Annotated in this window: 30 protein-coding genes; 15 read left to right on the forward strand and 15 right to left on the reverse strand. The window is 67.6% G+C overall.

Annotated elements, in window-relative coordinates; translation table 11 throughout:
* The 7 genes from LTA6_RS00005 to LTA6_RS00035 form a co-directional block, all read left to right on the forward strand.
* The coding region (locus LTA6_RS00005) for an NUDIX hydrolase (RefSeq protein ID WP_407358400.1) at positions 1 to 449 on the forward strand (449 nt) is incomplete at its 5' end.
* Positions 446 to 1,783: a quinolinate synthase NadA gene (nadA, locus tag LTA6_RS00010; protein WP_407358401.1), complete on the forward strand. Its 1,338-nt coding sequence runs from the start codon at positions 446 to 448 to the stop codon at positions 1,781 to 1,783. The genes LTA6_RS00005 and nadA, both read left to right, overlap by 4 nt.
* Positions 1,780 to 3,291, forward strand: a complete 1,512-nt coding sequence (nadB, locus tag LTA6_RS00015) for an L-aspartate oxidase (RefSeq protein ID WP_407358402.1) — start codon at positions 1,780 to 1,782, stop codon at positions 3,289 to 3,291. The genes nadA and nadB overlap by 4 nt, the downstream gene beginning before the upstream one ends.
* Positions 3,291 to 4,142 (forward strand): carboxylating nicotinate-nucleotide diphosphorylase, encoded by an 852-nt coding sequence (nadC, locus tag LTA6_RS00020; RefSeq protein ID WP_407358403.1) that lies wholly within the window; start codon positions 3,291 to 3,293, stop codon positions 4,140 to 4,142. The genes nadB and nadC overlap by 1 nt, the downstream gene beginning before the upstream one ends.
* Positions 4,142 to 5,281: a cysteine desulfurase family protein gene (locus tag LTA6_RS00025; protein WP_407358404.1), complete on the forward strand. Its 1,140-nt coding sequence runs from the start codon at positions 4,142 to 4,144 to the stop codon at positions 5,279 to 5,281. The genes nadC and LTA6_RS00025 overlap by 1 nt, the downstream gene beginning before the upstream one ends.
* Before the next feature lie 153 nt (positions 5,282 to 5,434).
* Positions 5,435 to 6,385 (forward strand): glycosyltransferase family 2 protein, encoded by a 951-nt coding sequence (locus tag LTA6_RS00030; RefSeq protein WP_407358405.1) that lies wholly within the window; start codon positions 5,435 to 5,437, stop codon positions 6,383 to 6,385.
* Positions 6,386 to 6,401: 16 nt separating this feature from the next.
* Complete coding sequence (locus LTA6_RS00035; protein WP_407358406.1) at positions 6,402 to 7,175, forward strand: SDR family NAD(P)-dependent oxidoreductase; 774 nt, start codon at positions 6,402 to 6,404, stop codon at positions 7,173 to 7,175.
* 28 nt (positions 7,176 to 7,203) lie between these two features.
* Here the strand turns inward: LTA6_RS00035 and LTA6_RS00040 are convergent, their stop codons facing one another.
* The gene (locus LTA6_RS00040; RefSeq protein WP_407359301.1) at positions 7,204 to 9,252 is read right to left on the reverse strand and encodes an ABC transporter ATP-binding protein; all 2,049 of its coding nucleotides are present in this window, start codon (positions 9,250 to 9,252) and stop codon (positions 7,204 to 7,206) included.
* A 162-nt stretch (positions 9,253 to 9,414) separates the two neighbouring features.
* Between LTA6_RS00040 and LTA6_RS00045 the strand changes: the two genes are divergently transcribed.
* Positions 9,415 to 10,896 (forward strand): DHA2 family efflux MFS transporter permease subunit, encoded by a 1,482-nt coding sequence (locus tag LTA6_RS00045; protein ID WP_363545512.1) that lies wholly within the window; start codon positions 9,415 to 9,417, stop codon positions 10,894 to 10,896.
* Positions 10,897 to 10,918: 22 nt separating this feature from the next.
* Here LTA6_RS00045 and LTA6_RS00050 read toward each other — a convergent pair whose 3' ends face one another.
* The gene (locus tag LTA6_RS00050) at positions 10,919 to 11,077 is read right to left on the reverse strand and encodes a hypothetical protein (protein ID WP_341975394.1); all 159 of its coding nucleotides are present in this window, start codon (positions 11,075 to 11,077) and stop codon (positions 10,919 to 10,921) included.
* 152 nt (positions 11,078 to 11,229) lie between these two features.
* On the opposite strand from LTA6_RS00050, the gene LTA6_RS00055 reads away from it, so the two are divergent.
* Complete coding sequence (locus LTA6_RS00055; RefSeq protein WP_341975396.1) at positions 11,230 to 11,805, forward strand: carboxymuconolactone decarboxylase family protein; 576 nt, start codon at positions 11,230 to 11,232, stop codon at positions 11,803 to 11,805.
* A gap of 11 nt (positions 11,806 to 11,816) precedes the next feature.
* Here the strand turns inward: LTA6_RS00055 and LTA6_RS00060 are convergent, their stop codons facing one another.
* The gene (locus tag LTA6_RS00060) at positions 11,817 to 12,020 is read right to left on the reverse strand and encodes a hypothetical protein (RefSeq protein WP_363545503.1); all 204 of its coding nucleotides are present in this window, start codon (positions 12,018 to 12,020) and stop codon (positions 11,817 to 11,819) included.
* A 69-nt stretch (positions 12,021 to 12,089) separates the two neighbouring features.
* Between LTA6_RS00060 and LTA6_RS00065 the strand changes: the two genes are divergently transcribed.
* On the forward strand, positions 12,090 to 12,617 hold the full coding sequence (locus LTA6_RS00065) for a DUF6328 family protein (RefSeq protein WP_341975398.1): 528 nt from the start codon (positions 12,090 to 12,092) through the stop codon (positions 12,615 to 12,617).
* Positions 12,618 to 12,645: 28 nt separating this feature from the next.
* Here the strand turns inward: LTA6_RS00065 and LTA6_RS00070 are convergent, their stop codons facing one another.
* Positions 12,646 to 13,203, reverse strand: a complete 558-nt coding sequence (locus tag LTA6_RS00070; RefSeq protein WP_407358407.1) for a Dps family protein — start codon at positions 13,201 to 13,203, stop codon at positions 12,646 to 12,648.
* 220 nt (positions 13,204 to 13,423) lie between these two features.
* On the opposite strand from LTA6_RS00070, the gene LTA6_RS00075 reads away from it, so the two are divergent.
* Positions 13,424 to 13,723: a Fe-S cluster assembly protein HesB gene (locus LTA6_RS00075; RefSeq protein WP_341975400.1), complete on the forward strand. Its 300-nt coding sequence runs from the start codon at positions 13,424 to 13,426 to the stop codon at positions 13,721 to 13,723.
* A 71-nt stretch (positions 13,724 to 13,794) separates the two neighbouring features.
* Here the strand turns inward: LTA6_RS00075 and LTA6_RS00080 are convergent, their stop codons facing one another.
* A complete protein-coding gene (locus LTA6_RS00080; protein WP_341975402.1) occupies positions 13,795 to 14,436 on the reverse strand; it encodes a DUF1345 domain-containing protein in 642 nt (213 codons plus the stop codon).
* 130 nt (positions 14,437 to 14,566) lie between these two features.
* On the opposite strand from LTA6_RS00080, the gene LTA6_RS00085 reads away from it, so the two are divergent.
* A complete protein-coding gene (locus tag LTA6_RS00085; protein WP_407358408.1) occupies positions 14,567 to 15,838 on the forward strand; it encodes a serine/threonine-protein kinase in 1,272 nt (423 codons plus the stop codon).
* Positions 15,839 to 15,851: 13 nt separating this feature from the next.
* Here LTA6_RS00085 and LTA6_RS00090 read toward each other — a convergent pair whose 3' ends face one another.
* Together LTA6_RS00090 and LTA6_RS00095 are read right to left on the reverse strand one after the other, a co-directional pair.
* The gene (locus tag LTA6_RS00090) at positions 15,852 to 17,414 is read right to left on the reverse strand and encodes a cation:proton antiporter (RefSeq protein ID WP_407358409.1); all 1,563 of its coding nucleotides are present in this window, start codon (positions 17,412 to 17,414) and stop codon (positions 15,852 to 15,854) included.
* A gap of 90 nt (positions 17,415 to 17,504) precedes the next feature.
* Positions 17,505 to 19,169: an ABC-F family ATP-binding cassette domain-containing protein gene (locus LTA6_RS00095; protein ID WP_341975405.1), complete on the reverse strand. Its 1,665-nt coding sequence runs from the start codon at positions 19,167 to 19,169 to the stop codon at positions 17,505 to 17,507.
* Positions 19,170 to 19,283: 114 nt separating this feature from the next.
* Between LTA6_RS00095 and LTA6_RS00100 the strand changes: the two genes are divergently transcribed.
* Complete coding sequence (locus LTA6_RS00100) at positions 19,284 to 19,652, forward strand: hypothetical protein (protein ID WP_341975406.1); 369 nt, start codon at positions 19,284 to 19,286, stop codon at positions 19,650 to 19,652.
* A 59-nt stretch (positions 19,653 to 19,711) separates the two neighbouring features.
* Here the strand turns inward: LTA6_RS00100 and LTA6_RS00105 are convergent, their stop codons facing one another.
* Both LTA6_RS00105 and LTA6_RS00110 read right to left on the reverse strand, forming a co-directional pair.
* Entirely contained in the window at positions 19,712 to 19,867 is a 156-nt protein-coding gene (locus LTA6_RS00105) for a hypothetical protein (protein ID WP_341975407.1), read from the reverse strand.
* Positions 19,868 to 19,937: 70 nt separating this feature from the next.
* Positions 19,938 to 20,801, reverse strand: a complete 864-nt coding sequence (locus LTA6_RS00110; RefSeq protein ID WP_341975408.1) for an AraC family transcriptional regulator — start codon at positions 20,799 to 20,801, stop codon at positions 19,938 to 19,940.
* A 185-nt stretch (positions 20,802 to 20,986) separates the two neighbouring features.
* Between LTA6_RS00110 and LTA6_RS00115 the strand changes: the two genes are divergently transcribed.
* On the forward strand, positions 20,987 to 21,331 hold the full coding sequence (locus LTA6_RS00115; protein ID WP_341975409.1) for a LysR family transcriptional regulator: 345 nt from the start codon (positions 20,987 to 20,989) through the stop codon (positions 21,329 to 21,331).
* 10 nt (positions 21,332 to 21,341) lie between these two features.
* Here LTA6_RS00115 and LTA6_RS00120 read toward each other — a convergent pair whose 3' ends face one another.
* The 5 genes from LTA6_RS00120 to LTA6_RS00140 all read right to left on the reverse strand — a co-directional run bounded on the left by LTA6_RS00120 (position 21,342) and on the right by LTA6_RS00140 (position 24,411).
* Positions 21,342 to 21,908: an alpha/beta hydrolase gene (locus tag LTA6_RS00120; protein ID WP_341975410.1), complete on the reverse strand. Its 567-nt coding sequence runs from the start codon at positions 21,906 to 21,908 to the stop codon at positions 21,342 to 21,344.
* Positions 21,909 to 22,074: 166 nt separating this feature from the next.
* Entirely contained in the window at positions 22,075 to 22,587 is a 513-nt protein-coding gene (locus LTA6_RS00125) for a tetratricopeptide repeat protein (protein ID WP_341975411.1), read from the reverse strand.
* A gap of 27 nt (positions 22,588 to 22,614) precedes the next feature.
* A complete protein-coding gene (locus LTA6_RS00130; RefSeq protein WP_341975412.1) occupies positions 22,615 to 23,439 on the reverse strand; it encodes a DNA-formamidopyrimidine glycosylase family protein in 825 nt (274 codons plus the stop codon).
* A gap of 63 nt (positions 23,440 to 23,502) precedes the next feature.
* Positions 23,503 to 23,940: a DUF6357 family protein gene (locus LTA6_RS00135; RefSeq protein ID WP_341975413.1), complete on the reverse strand. Its 438-nt coding sequence runs from the start codon at positions 23,938 to 23,940 to the stop codon at positions 23,503 to 23,505.
* Positions 23,941 to 24,075: 135 nt separating this feature from the next.
* A complete protein-coding gene (locus tag LTA6_RS00140) occupies positions 24,076 to 24,411 on the reverse strand; it encodes a hypothetical protein (protein ID WP_341975414.1) in 336 nt (111 codons plus the stop codon).
* 87 nt (positions 24,412 to 24,498) lie between these two features.
* On the opposite strand from LTA6_RS00140, the gene LTA6_RS00145 reads away from it, so the two are divergent.
* On the forward strand, positions 24,499 to 24,867 hold the full coding sequence (locus LTA6_RS00145; RefSeq protein WP_341975415.1) for a hypothetical protein: 369 nt from the start codon (positions 24,499 to 24,501) through the stop codon (positions 24,865 to 24,867).
* A gap of 51 nt (positions 24,868 to 24,918) precedes the next feature.
* Here LTA6_RS00145 and ychF read toward each other — a convergent pair whose 3' ends face one another.
* On the reverse strand, positions 24,919 to 25,992 hold the full coding sequence (gene ychF / locus LTA6_RS00150) for a redox-regulated ATPase YchF (RefSeq protein ID WP_341975416.1): 1,074 nt from the start codon (positions 25,990 to 25,992) through the stop codon (positions 24,919 to 24,921).
* Positions 25,993 to 26,144 lie beyond the last annotated feature (152 nt).

Here is a 26,144-nt window from a genome sequence, read left to right on the forward strand (position 1 = left end):
CACGCGTGGTCTCCATCGTCTACTGGGCGCTGCTGCGCTCGGATGACGTCGATGCGCAGAGCGCTGCGCACCTGGCATCCGGTCATGCGCCGGAGAACGTTCGATGGTTCGACGTCGACGCCCTGCCGGCACTCGCCTTCGACCACAACCAGATCGTCGAGTACGCGCTCTGGCGGCTGCGCAACAAAGTCGGCTACAGCCGGGTCGCGCACGGCTTCCTGCCTGCCGAATTCACGCTCGCCGACCTCCGCGAGGCCTACGAGGCGATCCTCGGCCGCCACCTCGATCCGGCGAACTTCCGCCGCCAGGTCGAAGCCGCCGGCAATCTTCTCCCCACCGAGCGCTTCCGCACCGGCAGCCACCGTCCCGCCCGCCTCTACCGCTACAACACCGACGTCGAGCTCGCCGATCGCGGCCCGCTCGGCTCCGACGAAACGAGCACCCGATGAGCATCACCTTCGTCCCGACGCCCACCGTTCCCGCGGCCGACGCCTCGGTCGATCACGCGATCCAGGCGATCGTCTCCGGCGCCTCCATCGACGCCACGTGCAGCACCGATCTCGCGGCCGGTCCATGGGACTTCGACAGCCGCCCCGGCTACGGGCCCGGCTCGTCGATGGGCGACGTCATCCCGACCGGGGCCCCGCGTCAGGGCGAACTGCCCGCCGCATACCGCGAGGCAGGCGAAGACGAGCTCGACGCGCGGATCCGCGCCGCCAAGGCGACGCTCGGAGACCGGGTCGTCATCCTCGGCCACTTCTACCAGCGCGAAGAGGTGGTCCGCCACGCGGACTACGTCGGCGACTCCTTCCAGCTCGCGACGGCGGCGAAGGGACGCGCAGATGCCGAGGCGATCGTCTTCTGCGGAGTGCACTTCATGGCCGAGACCGCCGACCTGCTCTCCGGTCCGGATCAGGCCGTGATCCTGCCGAACCTCGCCGCCGGCTGCTCGATGGCCGATATGGCAGACATCGACCAGGTCGAGGAGTGCTGGGAGCAGCTGGCCGACGTGCTCGGAGACATGGACGCCGTGGACGAAAATGGCCGAGTCCCGGTCATCCCGGTGACCTACATGAACTCCTCCGCCGCGATCAAGGGCTTCGTCGGACGGCACGGCGGCATCGTCTGCACGTCATCGAACGCGCAGACCGTCCTGGAATGGGCGTTCGAGCGGGGGCAGCGCGTGCTCTTCTTCCCCGATCAGCACTTGGGCCGCAACACCGCCAAGGCGATGGGCGTCCCTCTCGAGCAGATGCCGATGTGGAATCCGCGGCGTCCGCTCGGCGGCTCCACCGCCACCGAGCTCGTCGATTCGCGGGTCATCCTGTGGCACGGGTTCTGCTCGGTGCACCGACGCTTCACCGTCGCGCAGATCGACCAGGCGCGCGCCGAGAACCCGGACGTACGCGTGATCGTGCACCCGGAGTGCCCGATGGAAGTGGTGGATGCCGCAGACGAAGCCGGCTCCACGGACTACATCCGCCGCGCGATCGATGCCGCGACAGAACCGACCGCCTTCGCCATCGGCACCGAGATCAACCTCGTTCGTCGGCTCGCCGCTCAGTACCCCCAGCACGAGATCTTCTGCCTCGACCCGGTCGTCTGCCCGTGCTCCACGATGTACCGCATCCACCCTGGCTACCTCGCCTGGGTGCTCGAGGAACTCGTCGCCGGTCGCACGCCCAACCGCATCCAGGTGTCCGCCGACGTCGCCGACCCCGCACGCGTGGCGCTGGAGCGGATGCTGGCGGCGAAGCCGCCCGTCGTGGACGGCGTCCGATGAACACGCTCGTGGTGGGGTCGGGAATCGCGGGCCTCACCGCGGCGCTCCATGCGCACGAGGCGGGCCGCGCGGTCACCATCGTGACCAAGGCGGCGCTCGGTGACGGCTGCACGGGATTCGCCCAGGGCGGGGTCGCCGGCGTATACGGCCCCCAGGATTCAGCGGCCCAGCACGCATCGGACACCCTGATCGCCGGCGCCGGTCTCTCGGATGCGGCGGCGGTCGATGTCCTCGTCGCCGAAGGTGCGATGAGGATCGCTGAACTCATCGCACGCGGCGTCGCTTTCGACCGGTCCGCCGACGGTGAACTGCTTCTCGGGCGCGAGGCCGCGCACAGCCACGCGAGGATCGTGCACGCCGGCGGCGACGCGACCGGTGCCGCCATCTCCCGCGCCCTGGTCGCTGCCGTGCGCCGCACCAGCATCGAGGTCGTCGAGGACGCGTTCCTGATCGATCTGATCGTCCGCGACGGCGCGGTGCGCGGCATCCGCCTGCTGATCGACGGCTCAACCGCCGACCTCGCCGCGGATGCCGTGATCCTGGCCACCGGCGGCGCCGGACACCTGTACGCGCACACGACCAACCCGGCCGGTACGACCGGTGACGGCATCGCCGCGGCGCTGCGCGCAGGCGCCGAGGTGGCCGATCTGGAGTTCGTCCAGTTCCACCCGACAATCCTGGCCGCCGGTCCGGCGTTCCTCATCTCCGAAGCCGTACGCGGCGAGGGGGCGACGCTCATCGACGACGCGGGGCGCCGGTTCACGTTCGACGTGCATCCAGACGGCGAACTCGCGCCCCGCGACGTCGTGTCCCGAGCGATCGCCCGCCAGGCCACCGCGCAGGGATCGCCGGTGCGGCTGGATGCCACGACGATCGGGGCTTCCGCCCTCGCGCAGCGCTTCCCGACCATCGATCGGGTCACCCGCGAACGCGGCTTCGATTGGGCACGCGAGCCGATCCCAGTGACGCCGGCGGCGCACTACCTGATGGGCGGGGTCGTGACCGACCTCGACGGCCGCACGTCGCTGCCCGGCCTCTTCGCCGTCGGCGAGGTCGCCCGTACCGGCGTGCACGGGGCGAACCGCTTGGCGTCGAACTCCCTGCTCGAGGGTGCGGTGTTCGGCGCCCGCGCTGCTGCGGCTCTCGGCTCGCCCCGGGCATCCGATCGCCCGCTCCCGGCGGAAACAATCCCGCTGAACCTCGCGAATACCGCGTCTTTTCGCGACGGGAACGAACGGGGACCGTTCAGCCGGGTGGCGCTCCAGCAGGTGATGTGGGACGAAGTCGGGTTGCTTCGCACCGACGACAGCCTCGCCGACGCGCTCGACACGATCCGCGCCTGGCGTGCCGGTGCCACCGCTGCGCACACGGTCGCCGACCATGAGGACGTGAATCTGCTTCTGCTCGCCGATGCCACGGCATCCGCCGCCCTCGCCCGCACCGAATCCGTCGGCGCCCACTACCGCAGCGCCGACCGCATCGAAGCACCACAATTGGAGACCGTCTGATGCTCACCGCCGCCACCCTCACCCGCGTCGTCGGGGCAGCCCTCGAAGAGGACGCGCCCTGGGGCGATCTGACCAGCAGCACGCTGCTTCCCGCAGACGCCACCGCGACCGCTGACCTGGTCGCCAGAGAGGCCGGCGTCTTCAGCGGCGGCGATGTCTTCGCCGCCGCGTTCGCGCTGACCGACTCGGCACTCATGGTCGACGTGCACGTCGGCGATGGTGATTCCTTCACCCCTGGCGACGTGCTCGCATCGGTGTCAGGTTCGGCACGCAGCATCCTCACCGCCGAGCGCGTCGCCCTGAACTTCACGCAACGGATGAGCGGGATCGCCACGCTGACGGCCGCATACGTCACGGCGGTCGCCGGCACCGGTGCGCGCATCGCCGACACCCGCAAGACCACCCCTGGGCTGCGTGCTTTCGAACGGCACGCGGTCGTCTCAGGCGGCGGCAGCAATCACCGCTTCTCGCTCTCGGACGCGGTGATGGCGAAGGACAACCATCTCGCGGTGCTGAAGAGGTCGGGGGCGGATCTCGCGACGGCGCTCAGGGAGTCGCTGTCACGGCTTCCGCACACCACGCATGTGGTCGTCGAGGTCGACCGGCTCGACCAGATCTCCGCTGTGCTCGACGGCGGAGCGCACACCGTGCTGCTCGACAACTTCTCGCTCGAGGATCTCCGCGCCGGCGTCGACCTCATCGGAGATCGGGCGACCGTCGAGGCATCCGGAGGCGTCAGCCTCGACACCGTGCGGGCGATCGCCGAGACCGGCGTCGACGTCATCTCCGTCGGAGCGCTCACTCATTCTGCACGGGCACTCGACCTCGGCCTGGATGTGCGGATCGCCTGATGCTCTACCTCGACCACGCCGCAACCTCCCCGGTGCGTCCGGAAGTGTGGGAGGCCATGCGCCCCTACCTGACCGGGGTGTACGGCAACCCGTCCAGTCACCACACCGTCGGCGAGGCTGCGGCGAGCGCACTGGATGACGCCAGGGAGCGCGTGGCGAGGGTGCTGGGGATGCGTCCCTCCGACGTCATCTTCACTGCCGGGGGCACCGAGGCCAACAACCTCGCAGTCAAGGGCGTCGTGCTGGCGGCGCTCGGGAGCGGCCGTCGACACCTGGTGACCACGCCCATCGAGCACGAATCGATCCTGGAATCAGCGGACTACCTGCACCGCCTCCACGGGATATCGGTCGCTCACGTCGCGGTGGATGCCGCCGGGCGGATCACTCCCGAGGCGCTTTCCGCCGTGCTGCGCGACGATACGGTGCTGGTGTCGCTCGGGCATGCGAACAACGAGATCGGTACGGTGCAGGATGTCGCTGCCCTCGCCGCAGTGACCCGCGCGGCCGGTGTTCCGCTCCACGTCGATGCCGTGCAGTCGGCCGGCTGGTTGCCGCTGAACGCACTCGGCGCCGACGCGATCTCGCTCGCCGGTCACAAACTCGGCGCCCCCAAGGGGATCGGGGTGCTCGCGGTGCGAGGGCGGGTGCCGCTCGAACCCCTGCTGCACGGCGGCGGCCAGGAGCGCGGGCGCCGATCCGGCACCGAGAACGTCGCGGGGGCCGTGGCGATGGCCGTGGCGCTGGAGCTCGCAGATGCGGAACGCGATGCCGTCTCCGCCCGCGTCGGCGCGGCGACCGGGCGATTCATCGCCGGAGTCCTGACCGCGGTTCCGCGAGCAGCACTCACCGGCGATCCGGTGCACCGCCTCCCGGGCACCGCGAGCTTCACCTTCGCGGGGACGAGCGGCGAGGCGGTGCTGCTGGAGCTGGAGCGGCGTGGAGTGATCTCGTCGAGCGGCTCGGCATGCGCCGCCGGAAGCGACGAGCCCTCGCATGTGCTGCTCGCGTGCGGCATCCTGCCTGAGGTCGCTCAGACCTCGGTGCGGTTCACCTTCGGTCGCGAGGTCCTGCCGGATGACGCCCCCGAGCACCTCGCGGCGCTCGTCGCGGATGCGGTGCGCGCGGTCGCCGGTTCATAACTCCGGAGAACCGGTCCTCCTTCGAGCTCGCGCCCGCGTATTTCCGCGGTCAGACCCGCGCGCATATGTGGATTCTCCGGAGTTATCGCCGACGGGGAGTCACACTCAGGCCGGCGCGGGGCCTCGGCCCGAGGACGGTCATAGACTCGGCTGGTGACTACATCCGCCGCCCCGATCGTGACGATCATCGTTCCCGGGCGCGATATCGCCGCCTTCGCCCCTGCCGCCCTCGATTCGCTGCGAGCGCAGACCGAGCCGCGCTGGCAGGCGATCCTGATCGACGATGGATCGGTCGATGACACGGGAGCGATCTTCACCGATGCCGCAGCCCGCGACTCGCGCTTCCGGGTGATCCGGCACGACGCCTCGCGAGGGCTCGGAGCCGCCCGCAACGTCGGCATCGACCTCGTCGACACTCCCCTGCTGGGCTATCTCGACGCCGACGACGAGTTCATGCCGACCGCGCTCGAGCGCCTCACCGGCACTCTCGCCTCGACGGGGAGCGACTTCGCCGCCGGAGCCTATGTGCGCACGCGGCTGCAGGGAGAGACCTACGTCCCCGGCCGCCTGCAGCCCTGGGTGGCGGCGGCGACCCGCCCCGAGCGTCTGGCCACAACGCTGACAGCCCACCCGCACGCGTCAACGAACATCGTCGCCTGGTCGAAGATCAGCCGCACCGACCTGTGGACCGGCCTCCGGTTCCCGGAGAACGTCGCGTACGAGGATCAGGTCGTCGCCCAGCTGATGAACACCAGGGCTCGGGCCTTCGACGTCGTCCCCGACGTCCTGGTGCACTGGCGGTTCCGCGCCGACGGCAGCTCGCTGACGCAGAGCAAGGCCCAACTGCCCGTGCTCCGCGACTATCTCCACGGCCTCCGCAGCGGCATCCGCGTGCTGCGCGAAGCGGAAGCGCACGCGGCCGTGGCTGTGCGGCTCGAACTCATCCTCGCGATGGACATGCCTCCCCTGCTGGCGATCGCCGAGACGCACCCCGACCCCGCCTATTCGGCGGAGGTCGCATCCTTCATCGGAGAGTTGCAGGAGCTACCCGAGTTCGCCGCCGCGGTCCCTGATCCGAACTTCGCCGCCGCCATCGCCTGGTGAAAGCCTCAGGAGCCGCATGAACGCTTACCTCAACGACCTCTTCGGCCTCGCCGGCCGCACCGCGATCGTCACCGGCGGCAGCTCCGGCATCGGCCGTGGCATCGCCACCGCCCTGGCCAAGGCCGGCGCCGCCACCGTGATCGTGGCCCGCGGCGCTGATCGCGTCGACGAGACCGTACGTGAACTGGTCGACGCGGGATGCCGCGCGGCCGGCGTCATCGGTGATCTCAGCAGTCGGGCCGGCATCCGGGCGGTCGCTGAGCAGGCCGTCCACCCGTTCGGCGAACCCGACATCCTGGTGAACTCTGCCGGCATCAACATCCGCCCGCCGTACCCGGAGATCTCCGAAGCCGACTGGGATGCGACGATGACGGTGAACGCCCTGGCACCTTTCCTGCTCGGGCAGCGATACGCCCCGGGGATGGCGGCACGCGGATACGGGCGCCTCATCCACATCACCTCGCAGCAGGCCCACCGCGCCTTCGTCGGCAGCGGTGTGTACGGCGTCTCGAAGGGTGCGGTCGAATCGCTGATGCGTTCGGAGGCGGAGGCATGGGGCGGTACCGGTGTGACGAGCAACTCGCTGGTCCCCGGATTCGTGCTCACGCCGCTGAACGCGCGGCTGCAAGAGGATCCGGAGAAGGTCGGCGCCCTCGCCGCACGCACGATGATCGGCCGCAACGGCCTGCCGAGCGATTTCGCTGGAGCATCCGTCTTCCTCGCGGGCGCAGGATCCGCCTACGTCACCGGACACTCATTGTTCGTCGACGGCGGTCTCTCGGTGCACTGAACCTCTCGGTGCACTGACACCCCGGGGGTCAGCTGTCGACCGGATGCACCCGTTCGTCGGCACGCGGCACATCGAGGAGCGGCACCGGCGACGTCAGCGCCGCCACCGCATCCGCACCTGCCGAATTCTCAGGAGCGCGGTCCGCACGCCGCTCGGTGAGCGCAGCGCCGACGCCGCCCGACACGGCCTCCTCGACCGCAGTCTCGGTCTCGAGCACCCGCGAAGCCGCGACCTGTTCCGCGGCGAGCTCGGCGTACAAGCCGCCCAGCGCGAGCAGCTCGGCATGGGTGCCGGACTCGACGATCAGCCCGGCCTCGAGCACGTGGATGACGTCGGCGCCCATCACTGTGGACAGCCGGTGCGCGATCGACAGCGTGGTCCGCCCGCGCGCCGCCTCATCGAGCGCCTCCTGCACGACGCGCTCCGACACGGTGTCCAATGCCGATGTCGCCTCGTCGAGAAGCAGCACCGGCGGATCCTTCAGCAGCACCCGGGCGATCGCGATGCGCTGCTTCTCGCCGCCAGACAACCGGTACCCGCGCTCGCCGACCACCGTGTCGTAGCCGCGCTCGAATCCGGCGATGATGTGGTGGATGTTCGCCGCCGTGCATGCGGCGATCAATTCTTCCTCGCTTGCATCCGGCTTCGCATAGAGGAGGTTCTCGCGGATCGTGGCGTGGAAGAGATACGTCTCCTGCGAAACGATCCCGACGTCGTCGATGATCGATTCCTGCGTCAACCGGCGCACGTCGGCACCGGCGAACAACACCGCTCCCCCGTGCGCCTCGTACAGACGCGGAGCGAGGTACAGCACGGTGGTCTTGCCCGCGCCGGATGGCCCGACGAATGCGACGTGCTGCCCCGGCTCGGCGACGAACGAAACGCCCTGCAGCGTCGGACGGGCCTCGGCTGACGCATCCGGGTAGCGGAAGACCACGTCTGCGAACTCGATGCGGCCGCGCGGGCCTGGCGCGTTCGCGGCCGAGATCGCGTCCGGCGCGTCCTGGATCTCGGGGACCATGTCGAGATACTCGAAGATCCGCGCGAACAGCGCCGACGATGTCTGCAGATCGAGCGAGACGCGCATCAGCCCCATCAGCGGCATCAGCAACCGGGCCTGAACGGTGGTGAAGGCGACGACGGTTCCGGCCGTGATCGCGTCGGTGCCGCCAGTGATCAGATAGCCCGAGACGAGGTAGATCACGGCGGGGACGGATGCCATCAGCACCTGCACGACCGCGAAGAAGCCCTGCCCGCTCATCGCCCGGCGCACCTGGAGCTTCACCTGATTGCGGTTCTCGGCCTGATACCGCGCCGACTCGGTGCGCTGCCGGTTGAACGCCTTCGACAGCAGCATCCCCGATACGCTCAGCGTCTCCTGCGTGATCGAGGTGAGCTCCGACAGCGACTCCTGCGTCTCGCCGGCGATCCGCGCACGCACCTGCCCGACGCGGCGCTGCACGATCACGAGGAACGGCATCAGCACGACCGCGATGAGCGTCAGACGCCAGTCGATCAGGATCATCGCGACGAGCGAGGCGATGACGGTGACGACGTTGCCGAGGATGCTGGTGACGGTGTTCGTCAGCACCCCGGAGACGCCGCCGACGTCGTTCTGCAGGCGGGATTGGATGACACCCGTCTTGGTGCGGGTGAAGAAGCCGAGCTCCATCGCCTGCAGATGCTCGAACAGGCGAACGCGAAGATCGCCGGTGACGCTGTTGCCGACCGTGGACGTCAACCACGTCTGCGCGACGCCGAGCACCGCGGAGAGCAGGAAGAGACCGATCATCGCGAGAACGAGGCGGATGAGCAGCGCGATCTGCGGATTCCCGCCGTCCAGCGGGAACAGCGCATCGTCGAAGATCCGCTGCACGATGAGCGGCGGAACGACGGCGATGGCCGCTCCGACGATCACGAGGAGTCCGGTGATCAGGATGCGCCCACGGTAAGGGCGGAACAGCTCGATCACCCGGGCGCCCAGTGCGCGGATGCGCGGCGCCTGGGCGTTGAGCCGCCGCTGCGCGGCCTCGTCCACACCGTGGAAGCCACCGCGGCCACCCATCCCGCCACCCATGCTCATGTGCTTCAGCGTAGCCAGGTGTGCCGACACGGATGCTCTCCGAATCCGCTCTGGGCGGATTCTAGGGCTTCCGGAATGAAATGTCCGAGGGCGTCGTTACGCTGAATGGTTCCCGCGCATTCGTGCACAATCCCCACCACACACCCAGGAGGCCGCATGGCTGCCGTCGATACCGGCTCGATCACGACGACTCCCCCGGCGAAGGGGGAGCTGATTCCGCGCAAGGACATGCGCGTCATCTGGGTGCTGCTGACCGCCGCCTTCGTGGCGATCCTCAACGAGACCACGATGGGGATGGCCATCCCCCATCTCATCGACGACCTCGGCATCTCGCCCCTGGCCGCGCAATGGGTGACGAGCGCATTCATGCTCACCATGGCCGTCGTCATCCCCACCACGGGATTCCTGCTGCGGCGCTTCACGACGCGGCAGGTGTTCCTCGCGGCTCTCGCCCTCTTCTCGCTCGGCACGTTGCTCGCCGCACTCGCATTCGGCTTCGAGATGCTGCTGGCCGCCCGTGTGGTGCAGGCGAGCGGCACCGCGCTGATGATGCCGCTGCTGATGACCACGATGATGAACCTCGTCCCGCAGGCTGCGCGCGGGCGCATGATGGGTCGCGTGAGCACGGTCATCTCTCTCGCACCGGCACTCGGCCCCACGATGTCCGGCTTCCTGCTGGATCACTTCGGCTGGCGTTCGATCTTCGTCGTCGTGCTGCCGATCGCTCTCGTGGCGATGTTCGTCGGGTGGCGCTGGCTGACCGACGTCGGCGAGACCACGCAGGCACCGCTCGACATTCCCTCGATCATCCTGTCCGCGTTCGGCTTCGGCGGAATCGTCTACGGACTCAGCCAGATCGGCGCGCTCGCCGGTGGCGGAGCGGCATCGGCCGCCCCCTTGATCATCGCGCTGACGGTCGGCGTGGTCGGCCTCGGGCTGTTCCTCTGGCGCCAGATCATCCTGCAGCGGGTCGACGACGCTCTGCTCGATCTGCGGGTGTTCTCGTCTCGGGCGTTCTCCCTGGCGATGGCGCAGATGTTCCTGCTCTCGCTGGCGTTCTTCGGCACGATCACGGTCGTACCGCTGTTCCTGCAAGACGCTCTCGGCCTCCCCGCCGTCGATGCGGGACTCGCCGTACTTCCGGGTGCGCTCGCGATGGGACTGCTCGGCCCGACGATCGGCCGCATCTACGACGCGCGCGGCACGCGCATCCTGCTCATCCCCGGCTCGATCCTCGCCGCCGGCACCCTGTGGTTCTACACGACGCTCACCGTCGACACGTCCGTCTGGGTGGTGGTCGTCGCACAGACCCTGCTGTCCGTCGGACTCGCACTGTCGTTCACACCGCTGTTCACGGCGTCGCTCGCATCGCTCACGCCGAAGTTCTACTCCTACGGCAGCGCCGTCATCGGCACCGTTCAGCAGGTCGCCGGAGCAGCCGGCATCGCCGTGATGGTGGCGCTGTTCACGCTGGTCGTGAACGCGAACGGTGGCACGGAGGTGCCGGAGGCCGTCGCTGCGGGTTCGCAGATCGCGTTCCTGGTCGGTGCGGTGATCGCGACCGCCACCGTGGTCGGGGCGTTCTTCATCCGCAAGCCGGCCGAGCACGACGAAGAGCCGTCGCACACAGGCCACTGATCGACGCCGACGGCGTCTGCCGCTACTCCGCTTTCTGCGCAGCGATGTGTCCAGCGGGGATGTGGCAGACGCCGTCTGCGCAGTAGCCGGCAGTGCCGTCGCCCGGGAGAAGGTTCAGCCCATCGGGCAGCGGCAGAAGCGGCGTCTGCGGCTCTGCCGAGTTCTCCTTCGAATTCATCATCCCTCGATGCTACGCCCGCGTCACGGAGGTAGGGCCGTTCGACCTCGCTGAGGGCCTTCCCTCGCTGGTCTGCTCGGCGTAGTCTTCCCGGGTGGCGCCTGGGGTTGCGTTCGGTTCACGCAACCTCGCGCACCGGACGCGAAGGAGCAGCCATGATCATCACTCCCCCGCCTGCGGCGACGGCTCAAGGGCATGTTGCCGACATGTACGCGAGCGACATGTCCGCCGACGGGTTCGTGTTCGGCCATACCCAGGCGATGGCGATGAATCCCGAAGCGCATGCCGCCTTCGAGAACCTCATCCGCGCGGTTGTGCCGTCCATCGGATTGCGCGTGTACGAGGCCGCCACACTCGGCGCCGCGCGGGAGATCGGCTCCACCCATTGCCTGCTCGCGCACGGCCGCAAGTCGCTGCGCGCCGACGTTGTGGATGAGGCCGGGCTGGCGGCGTTCGCCGACAACGACGACAGCGCCTTCACGGCACCAGAGCAGGCCGTCATCCGATACGCCGCGAAACTGTCCTCGGACGCGAACTCGATGACGGATGCCGACACCCAGGCGCTCCGCGACGCCGGGTACTCGGACCGGCAGATCGTCGACATCACGTTGGCGGCCGCCGTCCGGAATTACTTCAGTCGTGCGCTTCTCGCACTCGCCGTGCCCGTCGACGATGTGCCGGGCCTGGATCCTGCGATCGCCCGCGCACTGGCCGGCGGTACTCCAGCCTGACGAGCGAGTCGTCAGTCCACCGCCTCCATCTGCGTGCGCGCATAGTCGAGGTCCTGATCGGAGAGTTCTTCCTCAGCGCCGACCACCGCACCGGTGATCGTCCTGATCTCCTCTCGCACTGTCTCGTCGAGGCGGAGCGAACCGCTGGCGATCATCTCATGCCGCGCCTCGATGGAAAGCCGCGGCCACCACTCATGAATCGGGGGAAGAGTCATTCTGATTCCTTTCTACGCGGGGCGGCAAGCCCCTGGACATCGATGGCGGACGCGCACGACACTGAGGTCATGACCTCCGACCGCACAGCGCCGCAGGATCCCCGGCGAGATGATCGCCCCGACGGACGAGACGAGACACCGAACGAGCGGGCGGACCGCAACTGGGACGACCTGCTCCAGGAGCTGCGCGTCATGCAGACCGGTACGCAGATTCTCACCGGATTCCTGCTCGCCGTGGCGTTCCAGCCGAGATTCACCGATATGGACGAGTTGCAGAGGGATCTGTACGTCGTCCTTGTGGCGCTGGCTGCCGTCGCGACAATCCTCGCCCTCGCACCTGTCGGCATGCATCGCGCATTGTTCGGCCGGCAGCGCAAGCCCGAGCTGGTGCGCGTCGCCGCGCGCATCGTGAAGATCGATCTCGTCGTGATCGGAGCGCTGACCATCGGGGTCACCACGCTCATCATCGACTTCGCCGTCAACCGCACGGCCGGCGTCATCGCCCTGGTCGCGGCGATCGTCGGCGTACTCGGGCTCTGGGTGGCACTGCCCCGGCTCGTCCGCCGGACGCTGGGTGCGCACGACCTCAAGCCCTGATATCGCATGCCTGTCACCCGCCCCGACCTCAGCGCTTAGCCGGCGTCCGGTTCTCCGCGCTCACCATCCATGCGAACTGCTCCAGGCGTTCGATGACGGCGTGCAGGATGTCCGCGGAGGTCGGGTCCTCCTCGTCCACCACATCATGCACCCTGCGCATCGTCGCCACAGTGGTCTCGAGGCGCGCGGTGATGAGGTCGACGGTGTCCGCGGTGGACACCTCGCCCGCCGGAAACTCCGGGAGCGTCGTGGTCGATGCGATTGTGTCGCTGCGCCCGTCTGGAACCGCGTGGAGCGCGCGCATCCGTTCTGCGACGGTGTCGCTGAACGCACGAGCATCCGCGATGATCTCGTCGAGCTGCCGATGCATGTCGCGGAAATTGCGACCCACCACATTCCAGTGCGCCTGCTTACCCTGCAGTGCGAGTTCCAGCAGATCGACGAGAACGATCTGAAGGTTCGCAGCGAGTTCCGCTGACGCGGTGAACCCCTTCTCCGCGTTCTGGCGCCGTGTGGTCTTCGATCCTTTCGACGAAGCGCTCTTCGCCGAGGTGGTGCTCTTCGTGGTCTTCGTGCTTTCAGCCATGGTGGTTTCCTCCTGCCCCGGAAGCTATCCGGTGCGAGAGCCCGAACCGAGGGGCTTGACAGAATCTGCGTCGTCCCCGAAGGTGCCGACGACGTGTGCCGGCGCCACATGTGAGGTCCCTCCGAATCCGGCGTTTCAGGTTGTATCCGTCCAGGAGGTGGGGAATCGTGGCCCGGACATGTCGCGACCGCGTCGTGTCCGCAATCGTAAGGAGAGACCAGTGCTCACCCTCACCGACAACGCCACCGCCATCGTCACCACCCTCGTCAGCCGTCAGAGCGACACCGCTGAAGCAGGGCTCCGCATCCATTCGACTGCGACCGGAGCACCGGATGGCGGTGCCCGCCTCGCCGTGGTCGTCACGCCTCACCCGGAACCCGACGATCAGGTCGTCGAGATCTCCGGCACCCGCCTCTTCCTCGAAGACGCCGCGGCTGCTGCCCTGGATGACAAGGTGCTCGATGCCGGCGTCGACGATGCCGGCGCCATCTCGTTCGCTGTGCTCTCGCAGACGGTCTGACCGAAGAAAAGGGATGCCGCGACCCGATCGGGTCGCGGCATCCCTGCGTCTGCGTGCTGCGCGATCAGTGTTCAGCCCAAGCCGGTCACCAGGTTGATGATCGTGGCGAGGATGACCGTGCCGAAGAGGTAAGCGAGTGCGGTCTGCGCGATCACGACGCGACGAACGACGTTGGTCGTGACATTGGTATCGGCGACCTGATAGGTCATGCCGAGCCCGAGCGAGAAGTAGAGGAAGTCCGTGTACTGCGGCGGCTCGTCCTGGTTGAAGTCGATGCCGCCCTGCGGGTCGCTGTAGTACATCCGCGCGTAGCGCAGCACGTAATCGACCTGGATCAGCAACCAGGAGCTCGCGACACTCACGACCGCGATGCCGGCCAGGACGTACTCCTCGATGCCTGGAGCGTGCTGGGCCTGGATGATCACGCTGAGGACGGCCGCGAGGCTCACCAGGCTGCCGATGATCGAGATCAGCCAAGCCGCCTTGCGGCCGGGCGCCTCGACCGTCGCGTGCTCGTGCGTCTCGGTCGGGCCCATGGGCCAGACCAGGAAGAGTACCCAGAGAACGCTGACCAGGGCGAAGGCGCCCCATCCGGCAAGGATCCCCGCTGCTGGCCCCAGCAGGAACGAGGTGCCGATCCCCACTGCTGCCCCGCCGAGGATCGATACGATCATTCGGAGGCGAACTTGTGAGCGGGCGGAGTGGGTGTTCATGCCCGGATGATATCCGCAATGACGCGGCTTGCAGGTATCCGCGTCAGGGTCAACCCTCGGGCATAGTCCGTCGTCAGGCACTAGGGTCTGAAGGCCCCGCAGTTCTGCTGCGCCATCCGAGAGGACGAAGATGACAACAGCCGAAGAGACTCCGACGGCTGCGTTGCTCGACGGGCGTTACCAGCTGGGTGAGCTCATCGGACAGGGCGGTGCCGCACGGGTGTACCGAGCTGAAGACCTGCTGCTCGGACGCACCGTCGCCGTGAAAATGATCCACGCCGATGCGGACACGCTGGTTGCTCCGGCACGTGTCCAGAACGAGATCGCGCTTCTCGCCTCGCTCACGCACCCCTCTTTGGTCGCGCTCTTCGACGCGAAAGTCATTCCGGGGCAGTCGAGCTACCTCGTGATGGAGTTCGTCGACGGTCCCACGCTCGCCCGCCGTCTGCACGACGGCCCCTTGGCCCCTGCTGAGGTCGCCAGCCTCGCGCGAGACCTGGCATCGGCGCTGCATCTGGTGCACACCGCAGGGATTGTGCACCGAGACGTCAAGCCGGCAAATGTTCTGCTCGCCCCGGGGGCGCTGCCCGGCGCGACATTCCAGCCGAAACTCGCAGATTTCGGCATCGCACTCCTAATGGATGGCACCCGTGTGACATCACCGGGAACCGTCGTCGGCACCGCGGCCTACCTCTCTCCGGAGCAAGTACGCGGCGAAGCGGCGTCGCCTGCTGGCGACATCTACGGACTGGGGTTGGTACTCCTTGAAGCGCTCACCGGTGAGCGGGCATTCCCGAAGGCGATGGGCGTCGGTGCGGTGATGGCACGGCTTGTCGGACCACCCCGGATTCCCGAATGGATAGGTCCGCACTGGACCGACCTGCTCACGAGGATGACAGCGCCAGACCCCGCTGCGCGCCCGTCCGCACGCGAAGTGGCCGAGAGCACCGCCGGACTGCCCGAACCGGTCCGGCCGGCGTCTGCCGCGGCGGTCTCGTCTGACGGTGAGGAGACTGTTGCGTTTTCGCTCGAACGCACCCGCTTGCTTCCCGCCGGTGGGTCTGGGACCGAACACTCCTCGCCTGACCACCGCGCGAAGAGCCCGCGCCATCGGTCTGCGCCGATGATCGTGATCGGTTCGGCGGTCGTTGCGGCGCTGTGCATCCTGGTCGGGGTGTGGACGGGAGCAATCGGAGCGGGGTCGATGACCGCACCGTCACGTCTCACCGGCAGCATCCTTGAACGCCCGGCTCCGGCCTCCGATCCTGGCGGCGACGCGCCGACAGGCCACACTGACGACGATCAGGACAAGCAGGCTGAGAAAGCCGCAGAGGAGGCCGAACGGGCGAAGGAGAAGGCCGAGCGCGAGGCCGAGAAGGACAACAAGAAGGACGACGGATGAGATCACCCGCCGATCAGACGTCCATCGCGAGGCCCGCCAGGGTGTGCCCGGCGCCGGCATAGATGTTGAGCACCCCGTGCACGCCCTTGGCTGCCAGGGCTTCGACTTGATCGGGATGCTGCGCGACCGCGACCACGCGGCCGTCGAAGCCTGCCTCATGGAGGCGGTCGAGCGCGAACGTGTTCGACCCGTGGAAGGCCATCGCCAGCACGACGGTCTTGACGAACCCGCCGGAGACGAGGCGGCTCCAGAACTCCAGGTCCGTCGCGTCTCCCTCGAGCACGTGAAGGCCGTCGGCCTCCAGCCGGGTGATCACGGCGTGATCGTTGTCGATGCCCAGCACGCGCAATCCGCCCTCCTCCGCGAGCCGCTCGTAGGCGGCCCGACCGACGCGGCCCATGCCCAGTACGACGACGTCTGAGCCGCTGGTGTCGATCGGGCGATCGGACGGCCGAAGCTTCGAGATCTGCTGAGCAGGCAACCACGTCAGCGCCGTGATGAGGCGCAGACCGTGGGCGTTGGCGACCGACGAGACCACCATGCTGAGCGCGACCGCGATCGCGACGACCGTCAGCCAGCGTTCCGTCAGCAGCGCTGACGAGACACCGAATGCGGCGACGATGATCGAGAACTCGGAGAAGTTGCTGAGCACGAGACCGGTTCTGATGGCTGTCCGATTGCGCAGTCCGAAGAGGCGGCCCAGCCAGACATACCCGATGAAGGTGAGCGGCAGCAGCACGATGCACAGGACGAGTGCGAGTCCGGCATCCGCCCAGGTCGGCGACGCCCCCATGCCGATCAGGAGGAAGAAACCGATCAGGAACAGTTCCTTCACGCTGAACAGTGCCTTCGACATCTCGATGGCGCGAGGATGCGTGGCGAACAACAGCCCCATCACCAGCGCGCCCAGATCGCCCTTGATCCCGACTGCCTCGAACGCGAAGTAGCCCGGCCCGAGCGCCATCACCACGCCGAAGAGCACCAGAAGCTCTCCGTGTCCGATGAACGTCAGCAGCCTCCGCATCAGCCATGCCAGGGGGAACACGAGCACCAGCGCGAACGCCCAGGGACCAGGCGGATCATCCGCGTTCCCCGTGATGAACACGACCGCCGCGAGATCCTGAATGACCAGGATCGCGATGGCCGTCTGCCCGTAGAGAGATCCGTCGTCGGAGCGATCCTCGAGCACCTTGACGCACAGCACGGTCGATGAGAAAGACAGAGCGAAACCGACCAGCACCAGGGTCCGCCAGCCGTCCACCGAAGTGAACCCGATCACGCTGGCGAGGCCTACGGTTCCCGCGCCGACGAGCACGCTGAGCAGCATGTGGATGGCCGTGGTTCCGTACGCCTCAGGGCGGAGCAGGGCGCGGATGTCGAACTTCAGACCGATCGTGAACAGCAGCAGGGTCACGCCGATTTCGGCGATCCGATCGAGGCCGACGAAGGGTGCGACCTGCGCCGCGCCGAGCACGAAACCTGCGCCGAGGAATCCCACCAGAGCCGGAACGCGCAGCAGATGTGCGATCGTGCCGAACGCGGCGGCAACGATCAGAGTCAGCGCGATGACGTCCACGGCACCTCGTCCCAATCCGTGGTGCAAACTCTACCGATCAGCGAGTGCCCAGCCGCCAGAATCCGCGAATCGGCACGCACGCGGCCGGTCTCAGATCTCCGTGACCTGCCCGGCGTCGACGTGCCACCGACGATCGGTCTGCACCGTGGCGAGCATCCGCCGGTCGTGGGTGACCAGCAGCAGTGTGCCCTCGTAGGGCTCGAGCGCCTGCTCGAGCTGTTCGATGGCTGCGAGGTCGAGGTGGTTCGTCGGCTCGTCCAGCACCAGGAGGTTCGTGCCGCGTGTCTGCAGCAGGGCGAGTCCCGCACGCGTGCGTTCCCCCGGCGACAGCTCGTCGACCGGACGATTCACGTGATCGGCCCTGAGTCCGAATTTGGCCAGCAGCGTGCGCACCTCGCCGGTCGCCATCTCGGGGACGAGCCCTTCGAAGGCTGCAGCGAGCGGAAGAGACCCGGAAAGCTGCGAGCGCGCCTGATCGATTTCGCCGATCTGCACGCTCGCCCCGAGGCTCGCAGTTCCCTCATCCGGATGCTGCTGCCCGAGCAGCGCCCGGAGGAGCGTCGACTTGCCCGCGCCATTGGGACCGGTGATGCCGATGCGCTCCCCCGCGTTCACCTGCAGCGACACGGGGCCGAGGGCGAACGAACCCTGCCGGAAGACGGCGGAGCTGAGCGTCGAGACGACGGAACTCGAGCGAGGCGCAGCAGCGATGGTGAATTCGAGCTGCCACTCCTTGCGCGGTTCCTCGACCTCATCGAGCCGAGCGATCCGGCTCTCCATCTGACGCACCTTCTGCGCCTGCTTCTCGCTGGACTCGGTCGAGGCCTTGCGCCTGATCTTGTCGTTGTCCGGCGCTTTCTTCATCGCATTGCGCACGCCCTGACTGGACCATTCCCGCTGCGTCCTGGCTCGTGAGACGAGGTCGGCCTTCTTCTCGGCGAACTCGTCGTACTTCTCGCGCTGGTGACGGCGAACCGTCGCACGCTCTTCCAGGTAGGAGTCGTATCCGCCGCCGAATACACGGTTCGAGCCCTGCGCCAGGTCGAGCTCCAGCACCCGCGTCACACAGCGAGCGAGGAACTCGCGGTCGTGGCTGACCAGCGCCGCGCCGCCACGGAGTCCCCTCACGAAGGCTTCCAGCCGCTCGAGACCATCGAGGTCGAGGTCGTTGGTGGGCTCATCCAGCAGCACGATGTCGAAGCGGGAGAGCAGGAGCGCGGCCAGTCCGACGCGAGCAGCCTGGCCGCCCGAGAGCGAAGTCATCAGGATCTCCCCGGCGTCCGTGCCGCCGAGCACGAGTCCCAGATCGGCGAGGACTGCAGGGATGCGTTCATCGAGGTCGGCCGCGCCGCTGGCCAGCCAGCGATCGAGCGCGTTCGAGTAGGCGTCCGCGGGGTCGACGCCGGGGGCGGCCAGCGACGGGTCGCCGAGCGCCGCGGCGGACGCATCCATCTCCCTGGTTGCTTCGGCGCATCCCGTGCGCCGGGCGATGTAGTCCGCCACCGTCTCGCCGACGACGCGTTCATGCTCCTGGGGCAGCCACCCGACGAAGGCATCGGCCGGAGCCAGCGCGATCGTGCCGGCCTGCGGTTCATCGATGCCGGCGAGCAACCGGAGCAGCGTCGACTTTCCAGCGCCGTTCGCTCCGACGACTCCGACGACGTCGCCCGGCGCGATGGTCAGATCAAGCGAATCGAAGAGGGTGCGATGGCCGTACCCACCAGCCAGGCCCTGCGCCACGAGTGTTGCGGTCATGAAGCAATCCTGTCATCGGTACGGGCTCGCGAATTGCGCCGGTGGCGACTGTCCCCGTGGATTGACGCAGAACCGAGCCTCGACTGATCATCGAGAGACTCATACGCTTCACTCATGACCATCACGAGCGAGACGGGTCCGCGATTCGGCACCGGCCGCGTGCGGTCGGCGCTCGTCATCACCTCCACGCTGTTCGCTGTCGGGACGATCGCGCTCATCTGGTTCGCCGCTGTGCCCTGGGGACCGCTCGTGTGCCCCGCGATTGACCCCGCTCCGCGCAATTGCTTCGCCGCCGACCGTATGGGGACGGCCGTCATCACGACCGCCGTCGTACTGGTGGTGTACATCTCGACGGTCGTTCTGGCGGCTTGCAGACCCAGAGCTCTTCGGCCTTTCGCCGTGGCGGGCCTCATCGCGCTGCTGCTGGCGCCACTCGTCTCGTATCTCGCAGTCGCGTGGCTACCGGGGTTCCCTCTCGCCTGAAACCCTCATGCAACGGCATCTGGTCCACGGCGCATCCCCCGCCCGCGGCGCGGAAGAGGTCAGCCGGGATGCCCGCTGTGATCTTCGAAGTCGGGTTTCGCCCTGAGGGCATCGGCGATCTCTTCTTCCGGTCGCGGCGCGATGGTCTCGTCGAGTTCGAGTTCCGGGATGGATGGCTCGTCCGGGCCGGGTATGTGCGCGTTGTGGTCAGACACGGCGGATCCTTCGGTCGGCAACACGCACAGCGTACGCCGCTGTTGTGTACGCTGTGCGCGTCGCCGCTCCTCAGGACCTCTCCACCGGCAGCCAGAGTTCGCAGGTGGCGTGCGTCGCGGTGAAGTCGAGATAGCGCACGATCGAGGGCCCCGGGCGCAGGCGCCAGGGATTGGAGGGGAACCACTCGGTCGCGGTCGCCGCCCAGAGCCGCTGCAGCGTCTCCGGGAACGGACCGCTCGATGCGAACACCGCCCAGGCGCCCGCCTCGAGTCGGATGACGTCGAGGTCGGCGGGCGGCGTGGTGTGCGCATCGAGCGCGACCCCGTGGAGGTACGTGAGCATCGATCCTTCCGGTGCGTCCGGATCGATCCCGGCGGTCACGGCCAGGATGCCAGCAGGGTCGATGTCGTTGAGCGCCTTGAGTCGCGCATGTTCTTCCGGCGCGATGGCGGCGATGTGATTCTGAATATGCGGGTTGACGCCCTCGTGGATGAGGGGAACCTGCGCGGCATGACCGACCAAGACGAGCTCGGGTCGGTTGGCGATGGTGACATCCATCGGTGTACTCCCTTCGACGCTCAGACGGAATCTGAGCGTGGGTTGTGTGCTGAGCGGACCACCATGTCGACGCACGTGGGCCGGGGCAGTGCTGTGCACGGCCCGGAATGCCCGCCCGAACGCCTCGACCGACCCGTAGCCGTAGCGCACCGCGACCTCGAGCAGGTCGGGGGCGCCGGCCGCGAGGTCGGCACCGGCGAGAGTCATCCGCCGCCGGCGCACATATTCCGACAGCGGCATCTGAGCCAACGCCGAGAACATCCGGCGCAGGTGATACTCGGTCGTCGCGTGTTCACGGGCGAAGGCGGCGACGTCGATCTCTTCAGCGGTGCTCTGCTCGACGAGGTCGACCAGAGCGTTGAGCGTGCCGATCATGTGGTCCTCCTTTCAGACTCAAGCTTCCGCGATGCGACGCAGAGCGCACCCGATAATTCTGGCCAGGTCTGATCGGTGATGGGTGATGGCTGCACACGGGGCGTCGATGGTGTCGCCGACGATACCGATCGAAGGCGCGTACGCTGAAGATCGGCCGCGATTCGTGCGGGAAAGGACTGCTCCCCGTGAAACTCATCCAACTTCGGCATTTCGTCGCCGTCGCCGAGAAGCTGCACTTCCCCCGTGCGGCAGAATCCCTCGACATCTCTCTGGCCGCTCTGTACTCCTCGATCGAGAAGCTCGAAGAAGAAGTCGGGCATCCACTCTTCACCCGCACTGGCGAAACCCGGCTGACGAAGGCCGGCACCCTCCTGCTCCCCGAGGCCCGGGATCGGATCGCGGACGCGCCGGCGCCCGCCCCGAAAACGGTCGCTCCGGCGGGCGGCAAGGCCAAGGCTTCCAAAGGAAAAGGCCGTACACCGGCTGTGAAGGGTCAGCCCAAGCCGTACAAGACACGGCAGGGGCGCTGAGCCGCCGAGGTCAGTCCCAGTCGAGGTATTCCTCGATGAGGACCGCGGTCTCGATCGGGTCGGTCATCGGGAACAGGTGGTCTCCGACGACGGTCTTGATGCTCGCGCGCTCGGGCACGGTGGCCTGCAGGCGCTCGCCGTTCGCCGGCGGCGTGACCACGTCATCCGTTCCCTGAATGATGAGAACCGGGATGACCGGGGCCACCGGGATATCCGCTTCTTCGACGCCGAGCAGCAGCAGTCCGTTTGCACGGTCGGCATGCGCCGCGACGGCAGCGCGCGCCACGGTACCGCCGAATCCGTGCCCGCCGATCCAGGTGTCGTGGAGGCCGACGTGATCGATCACTGCGATCGCGTCTTCGACGCTCTCCTCGACCGAGGCGGCCGATGCGTCGGCGCGGTGGCCGATGCGCAGCACATGGAAGCCCGCTTCCTCGGCGAGGTAATGCGAGACGACACCCAGGATGTCCGCAGCAAGGCCGCGCTCCTGGATCAGTACCAGCTTGACCGGACCATCGCCTTCATCGACGAAAGGAATCGCTCGGCCGTCCGGCTCGAAGATCTGGGTGTCGGTCATCGTCGTGGTACTCCTTGCGCGAGGGTTCTGGGCGAGAACAAGCCGAAATCAAGCGTAGTCGCCCGGTCTGTGAGGGCGTTCCGGCCGTCCGTGTCGGGTGCGGCGCTCATGTTGATCCTGCTCCGCTGATTAGGTAGCCGGCCCGTCGAAGACCTGAACGTGCGGACTAGGCGGACGCGTCGGATTCAGTTCCGTTCAGTGAACGGATGTGAGCCGCGTTCCCGCTGATCGCCGGCTTGTACCGATCGATGTCCGGCGTGCCGACGAATTCCACCAGCAGGTCGAGCAGGGTTGCGATGGCTTCGTCCGGTTCGCCTGCGGCGTGGAGCGTGATCGCTTCGAACGCGCCCAGGGAGGGCGAGTCCGGAAATCTGGTGCGGGCCATCGCGAAGATCTCCCGCGACTTCTCGTACTCGCCCACGTTCCTCAGAGTCGAGCCGTACTGGACATAGCAACGACGGAGCAGATCGCCTTCCAGCCCGGCAGCGAGAGCCCGCTCGTAGAATCCCCGTGCGACTTCTTCTTGGCCATCGGTGTCGTACGCCCCGCCGACTTCGTAGAGCACCCGCGCATTCTCGGGATCAGACGCGTAGAGCGGAAGCAGCGCATCGATGGTCGGCTGCATATTGTTCCGGTCTCGGGCCGCGAAGATCCGGTCGAGCTCACCATCCAGCGCCATGGAACTCAGTCTGTCACGGGCGCCTCGTCAGCCGACTGTGAGTTCGGGCTGGCAGTGCGGGCACAGTTGTGCGGATGCTCCTCCGACGACGTGGTCGAGGATCGTCGTGCCGCATACAGGACATGCTTCCCCGCCGCGTCCGTGCACAACCATCGCCTCGACCTTCGCCTGTTTCAGGCGGTCGGGCGGCAGCCCGAGACGGTCCGCGACTGCGGCCCGCAGGATGTCGATGACGGCGTGGAACAGTCGCTCCCTCGCCTCTGCGTCGAGTGCTGCGGCGTGCACGGTGTGCGGAAGCCGCGCCCGATGCAGGATCTCGTCGGAGTAGGCGTTGCCGATTCCGGCGAGCGACGCCTGCTCCTGCAGCAGGGCCTTGATCTGCTTCCGCCGGGCGCCGAGGCCGCGCTCGAAGTCTTCGCGCGAGAAGTTCGGTGAAAGCGGGTCCGGTCCGAGTGCGGCGATGCCGGCGACGTCGGTGGGGGCATCCACGACCGACGCTGTGACGGCGAGGAAGTCGCCTGTGTCGACGAGGCGCATCACGGCACCACTCTCGAGCGTGATCCTGGCGACCTCCGGTACCGGCTGCTCGTCCGCCGGGTCACTTTCGGGCTGCCACCGGATCCAGCCGTTGCGGCCGAATCCGATCATCAGCCAGCCCGCAGTCGTGTCGAATCCGACGTGCTTGCCGAAACGCCGCATTCCTCTGATCCGGGCACCGACGACGGAGGCGGGCGGACGATCGCGCGTCTTCACGATGCGGAACTCGGCGACGTCCAACCCCGCGATGACATGGTCTTGGATCCGCTCGTCGAGGAACTCGACGAGCGCCTGCACCTCCGGAGACTCGGGCATGCGCCCATCCTGCCACCGGGCTCGGACATCCGCACTCAGGAGATTCGGACGGCACACGGGTGGCTAGCGCGGGACCCGCGACCAGTCCGCGCGCTCCTTGGCCGACATCGTCGCCTCGACGACCCTTCCCTGGTCGAGCAGCGACAGACTCGCGCCGTGGGCGAGGAGGAGACGACGGTTCCAGCGGATCCGCGCGAAGAGTGCGTCGACCTCGTCGTGCGTCCCGAGCAGGACAGGGACCAACAGCGCGGCGGCCGCCCCCTCATCCCACGGTCGGCGTATGCCGGCGGCATCGCAGAGCGGGAGCAGCGCGCTGTGGAGCAGTAAGTGCCGGGCCAGACTGTCCCGCAGGACTCCCCCGCACTCCTCGCTGATCGGGACGGTGAACTCCCGGGGCCCGTGGAGGGCGTCGGCCCCGCCGACCACCACAAGCCGGAGGACGCCATCGACCGTCACCACGGATGGCATCCAATTCGAACGGGTGAAGACGACCTCGCGCACGGACCTATTCTCCCTCGTCCTCGAATTAGGCCCTCAGCGCGGGGTCCAGCTCGTGGCTTGGGTCGAGCGCTCTTTCACCGCTGGTGTGCTCGACATCTGAGAATGCCGAGCCGTGAGTCAGAGTTGGGCGTTTGGCTACTGGTCCGCCGGCTTGACCCAACTGTGGATCGCCGGATCGTAGTACTCGACGCCGTCGGGCAAGACTGGGCCGGGGTTGCCGAAGAACGCACGGTAGTCGTTCCCGCACCCCTCAGTGCCCCAGCACTTGAAGCCTTCCGGATAGACGAGCCACGGTGTGGACTCAAGCGCCCATGCAGGCAGCGCGGTCAGGTAGTCCGGAGTTCGTGTGGCGCTGACGGTCGACGTCGGTGACGGGTCCGCTTGCGGTGCCGTGGCGGCGCACCCGGCGAGAGCGGTCGCGGCAAGAAAGAGAGCAGCGAGGGTCGCCGTGAGCGTGGTTGTGCTGGACATGGTGACATGTTTGCAGATGAACGCCGGCAGAGGTGGAGCGTTGCGACTTCGGACCCCTGCCACGACACCGATGGTAGGTTTCTGCCGATGCACGTACCCAAGACCACTTTCATCACCGTCGCCGCCGACGCCGTTGGAGTGGTCTCGGCAGTCCTCGGGGGCCTCCTGGCCTTCACGCCGTACATGGCGGGGCGATGGCTCGGGCTTGCCGACACCAGCGTCAATGGCCGGCGGACGCTCGGAGCAGTGGACCTCAGCCTTGGTATCGCCATCATCGCCGGCCGGACAACGCGTTGGCGGTGGTGTGCTGTTGCGGTACGAAGCCTGCTTCACCTCGTGTTCGCGCGCGAGTACGCCCGGAACGGCCGCCGAATCAGCGCCTTCGCGATGTGCGCGCTGTTCGGCATCGACGCAGGAATCACCATCGCGCTCCGCGCCGAGCGTCGCTCCGTCTGAACGGATCTCCGCAGTGCTCCCGCGCGTGATCACCGCTGGAGCGGAATGCAGTCAGTTATTGAAGCGGAACTCCACCACGTCGCCGTCCTGCATGACGTAGTCCTTGCCCTCGAGGCGGGCCTTGCCCTTGGAACGGGCCTCGATCACGGAGCCGGTCTCGACGAGGTCATCGAACGAGACGATCTCCGCCTTGATGAAGCCCTTCTCGAAGTCGGTGTGGATGACACCAGCGGCCTGCGGCGCCTTCCAGCCCTTACCGATCGTCCAGGCGCGAGCCTCTTTCGGGCCGGCGGTCAGGTACGTCTGCAGCCCGAGAGTGTCGAAGCCGATGCGGGCGAGCTGGTCGAGACCGGACTCGTCCTGACCGGTCGACGCGAGCAGCTCGGCGGCGTCCTCGGGGTCGAGGTCGATCAACTCGGACTCGATCTTCGCATCGAGGAAGATCGCCTTGGCCGGAGCCACCAGTTCGGCGAGCTGCGCCTTGCGATCGGCATCCGTCAGCACTGCCTCATCGACGTTGAAGACGAAGATGACGGGCTTGGCGGTGAGCAGACCCAGCTCGCGGATCGGCGTCAGGTCGATGCCGGCGACCGACAGCAGCACGCCGCGCTCGAGAGCATCCTTCGCCGCGATCGCGGTCTCGAGCACGACCGGCTCGATCTTCTTGCCGCGGACTTCCTTCTCGTACCGGGAGATCGCCTTCTCCACGGTCTCGAGGTCGGCGAGCATGAGCTCGGCGTTGATGGTCTCCATGTCGGATGCCGGGTTCACCGCACCGTCGACGTGCACGACGTCATCGTCGGCGAAGCCGCGCACGACCTGGGCGATGGCATCCGCTTCACGGATGTTCGCGAGGAACTTGTTCCCCAGCCCCTCCCCCTCGCTCGCACCGCGGACGATGCCCGCGATGTCGACGAACGACACGGCCGCCGGCAGGATCCGCTCGCTGCCGAAGATCTCGGCCAGCTTGTCGAGACGCGGGTCTGGCAGGTTCACCACGCCGATGTTCGGCTCGATCGTCGCGAACGGGTAGTTCGCCGCGAGCACATCGTTCTTGGTGAGTGCGTTGAAGAGGGTGGACTTGCCGACATTGGGCAGGCCGACGATTCCGATAGTGAGAGCCACGGGGTACGAGTCTACCTGCCGTGGCCGTCAAGGCCGGGCGGAAGCTGCGGAGAGCGGACGCGGCATCCCGAGATCAGGACGACGACCCGAGATCAGGACGTCTGCGGCTGAATGCTCCTGATCTGGGGACATCCTCCTGATCTGGGGATGCA

The organism is Microbacterium sp. LTA6, from assembly GCF_045690355.1.
In the GTDB taxonomy this organism is placed as follows: Bacteria; Actinomycetota; Actinomycetes; order Actinomycetales; family Microbacteriaceae; genus Microbacterium.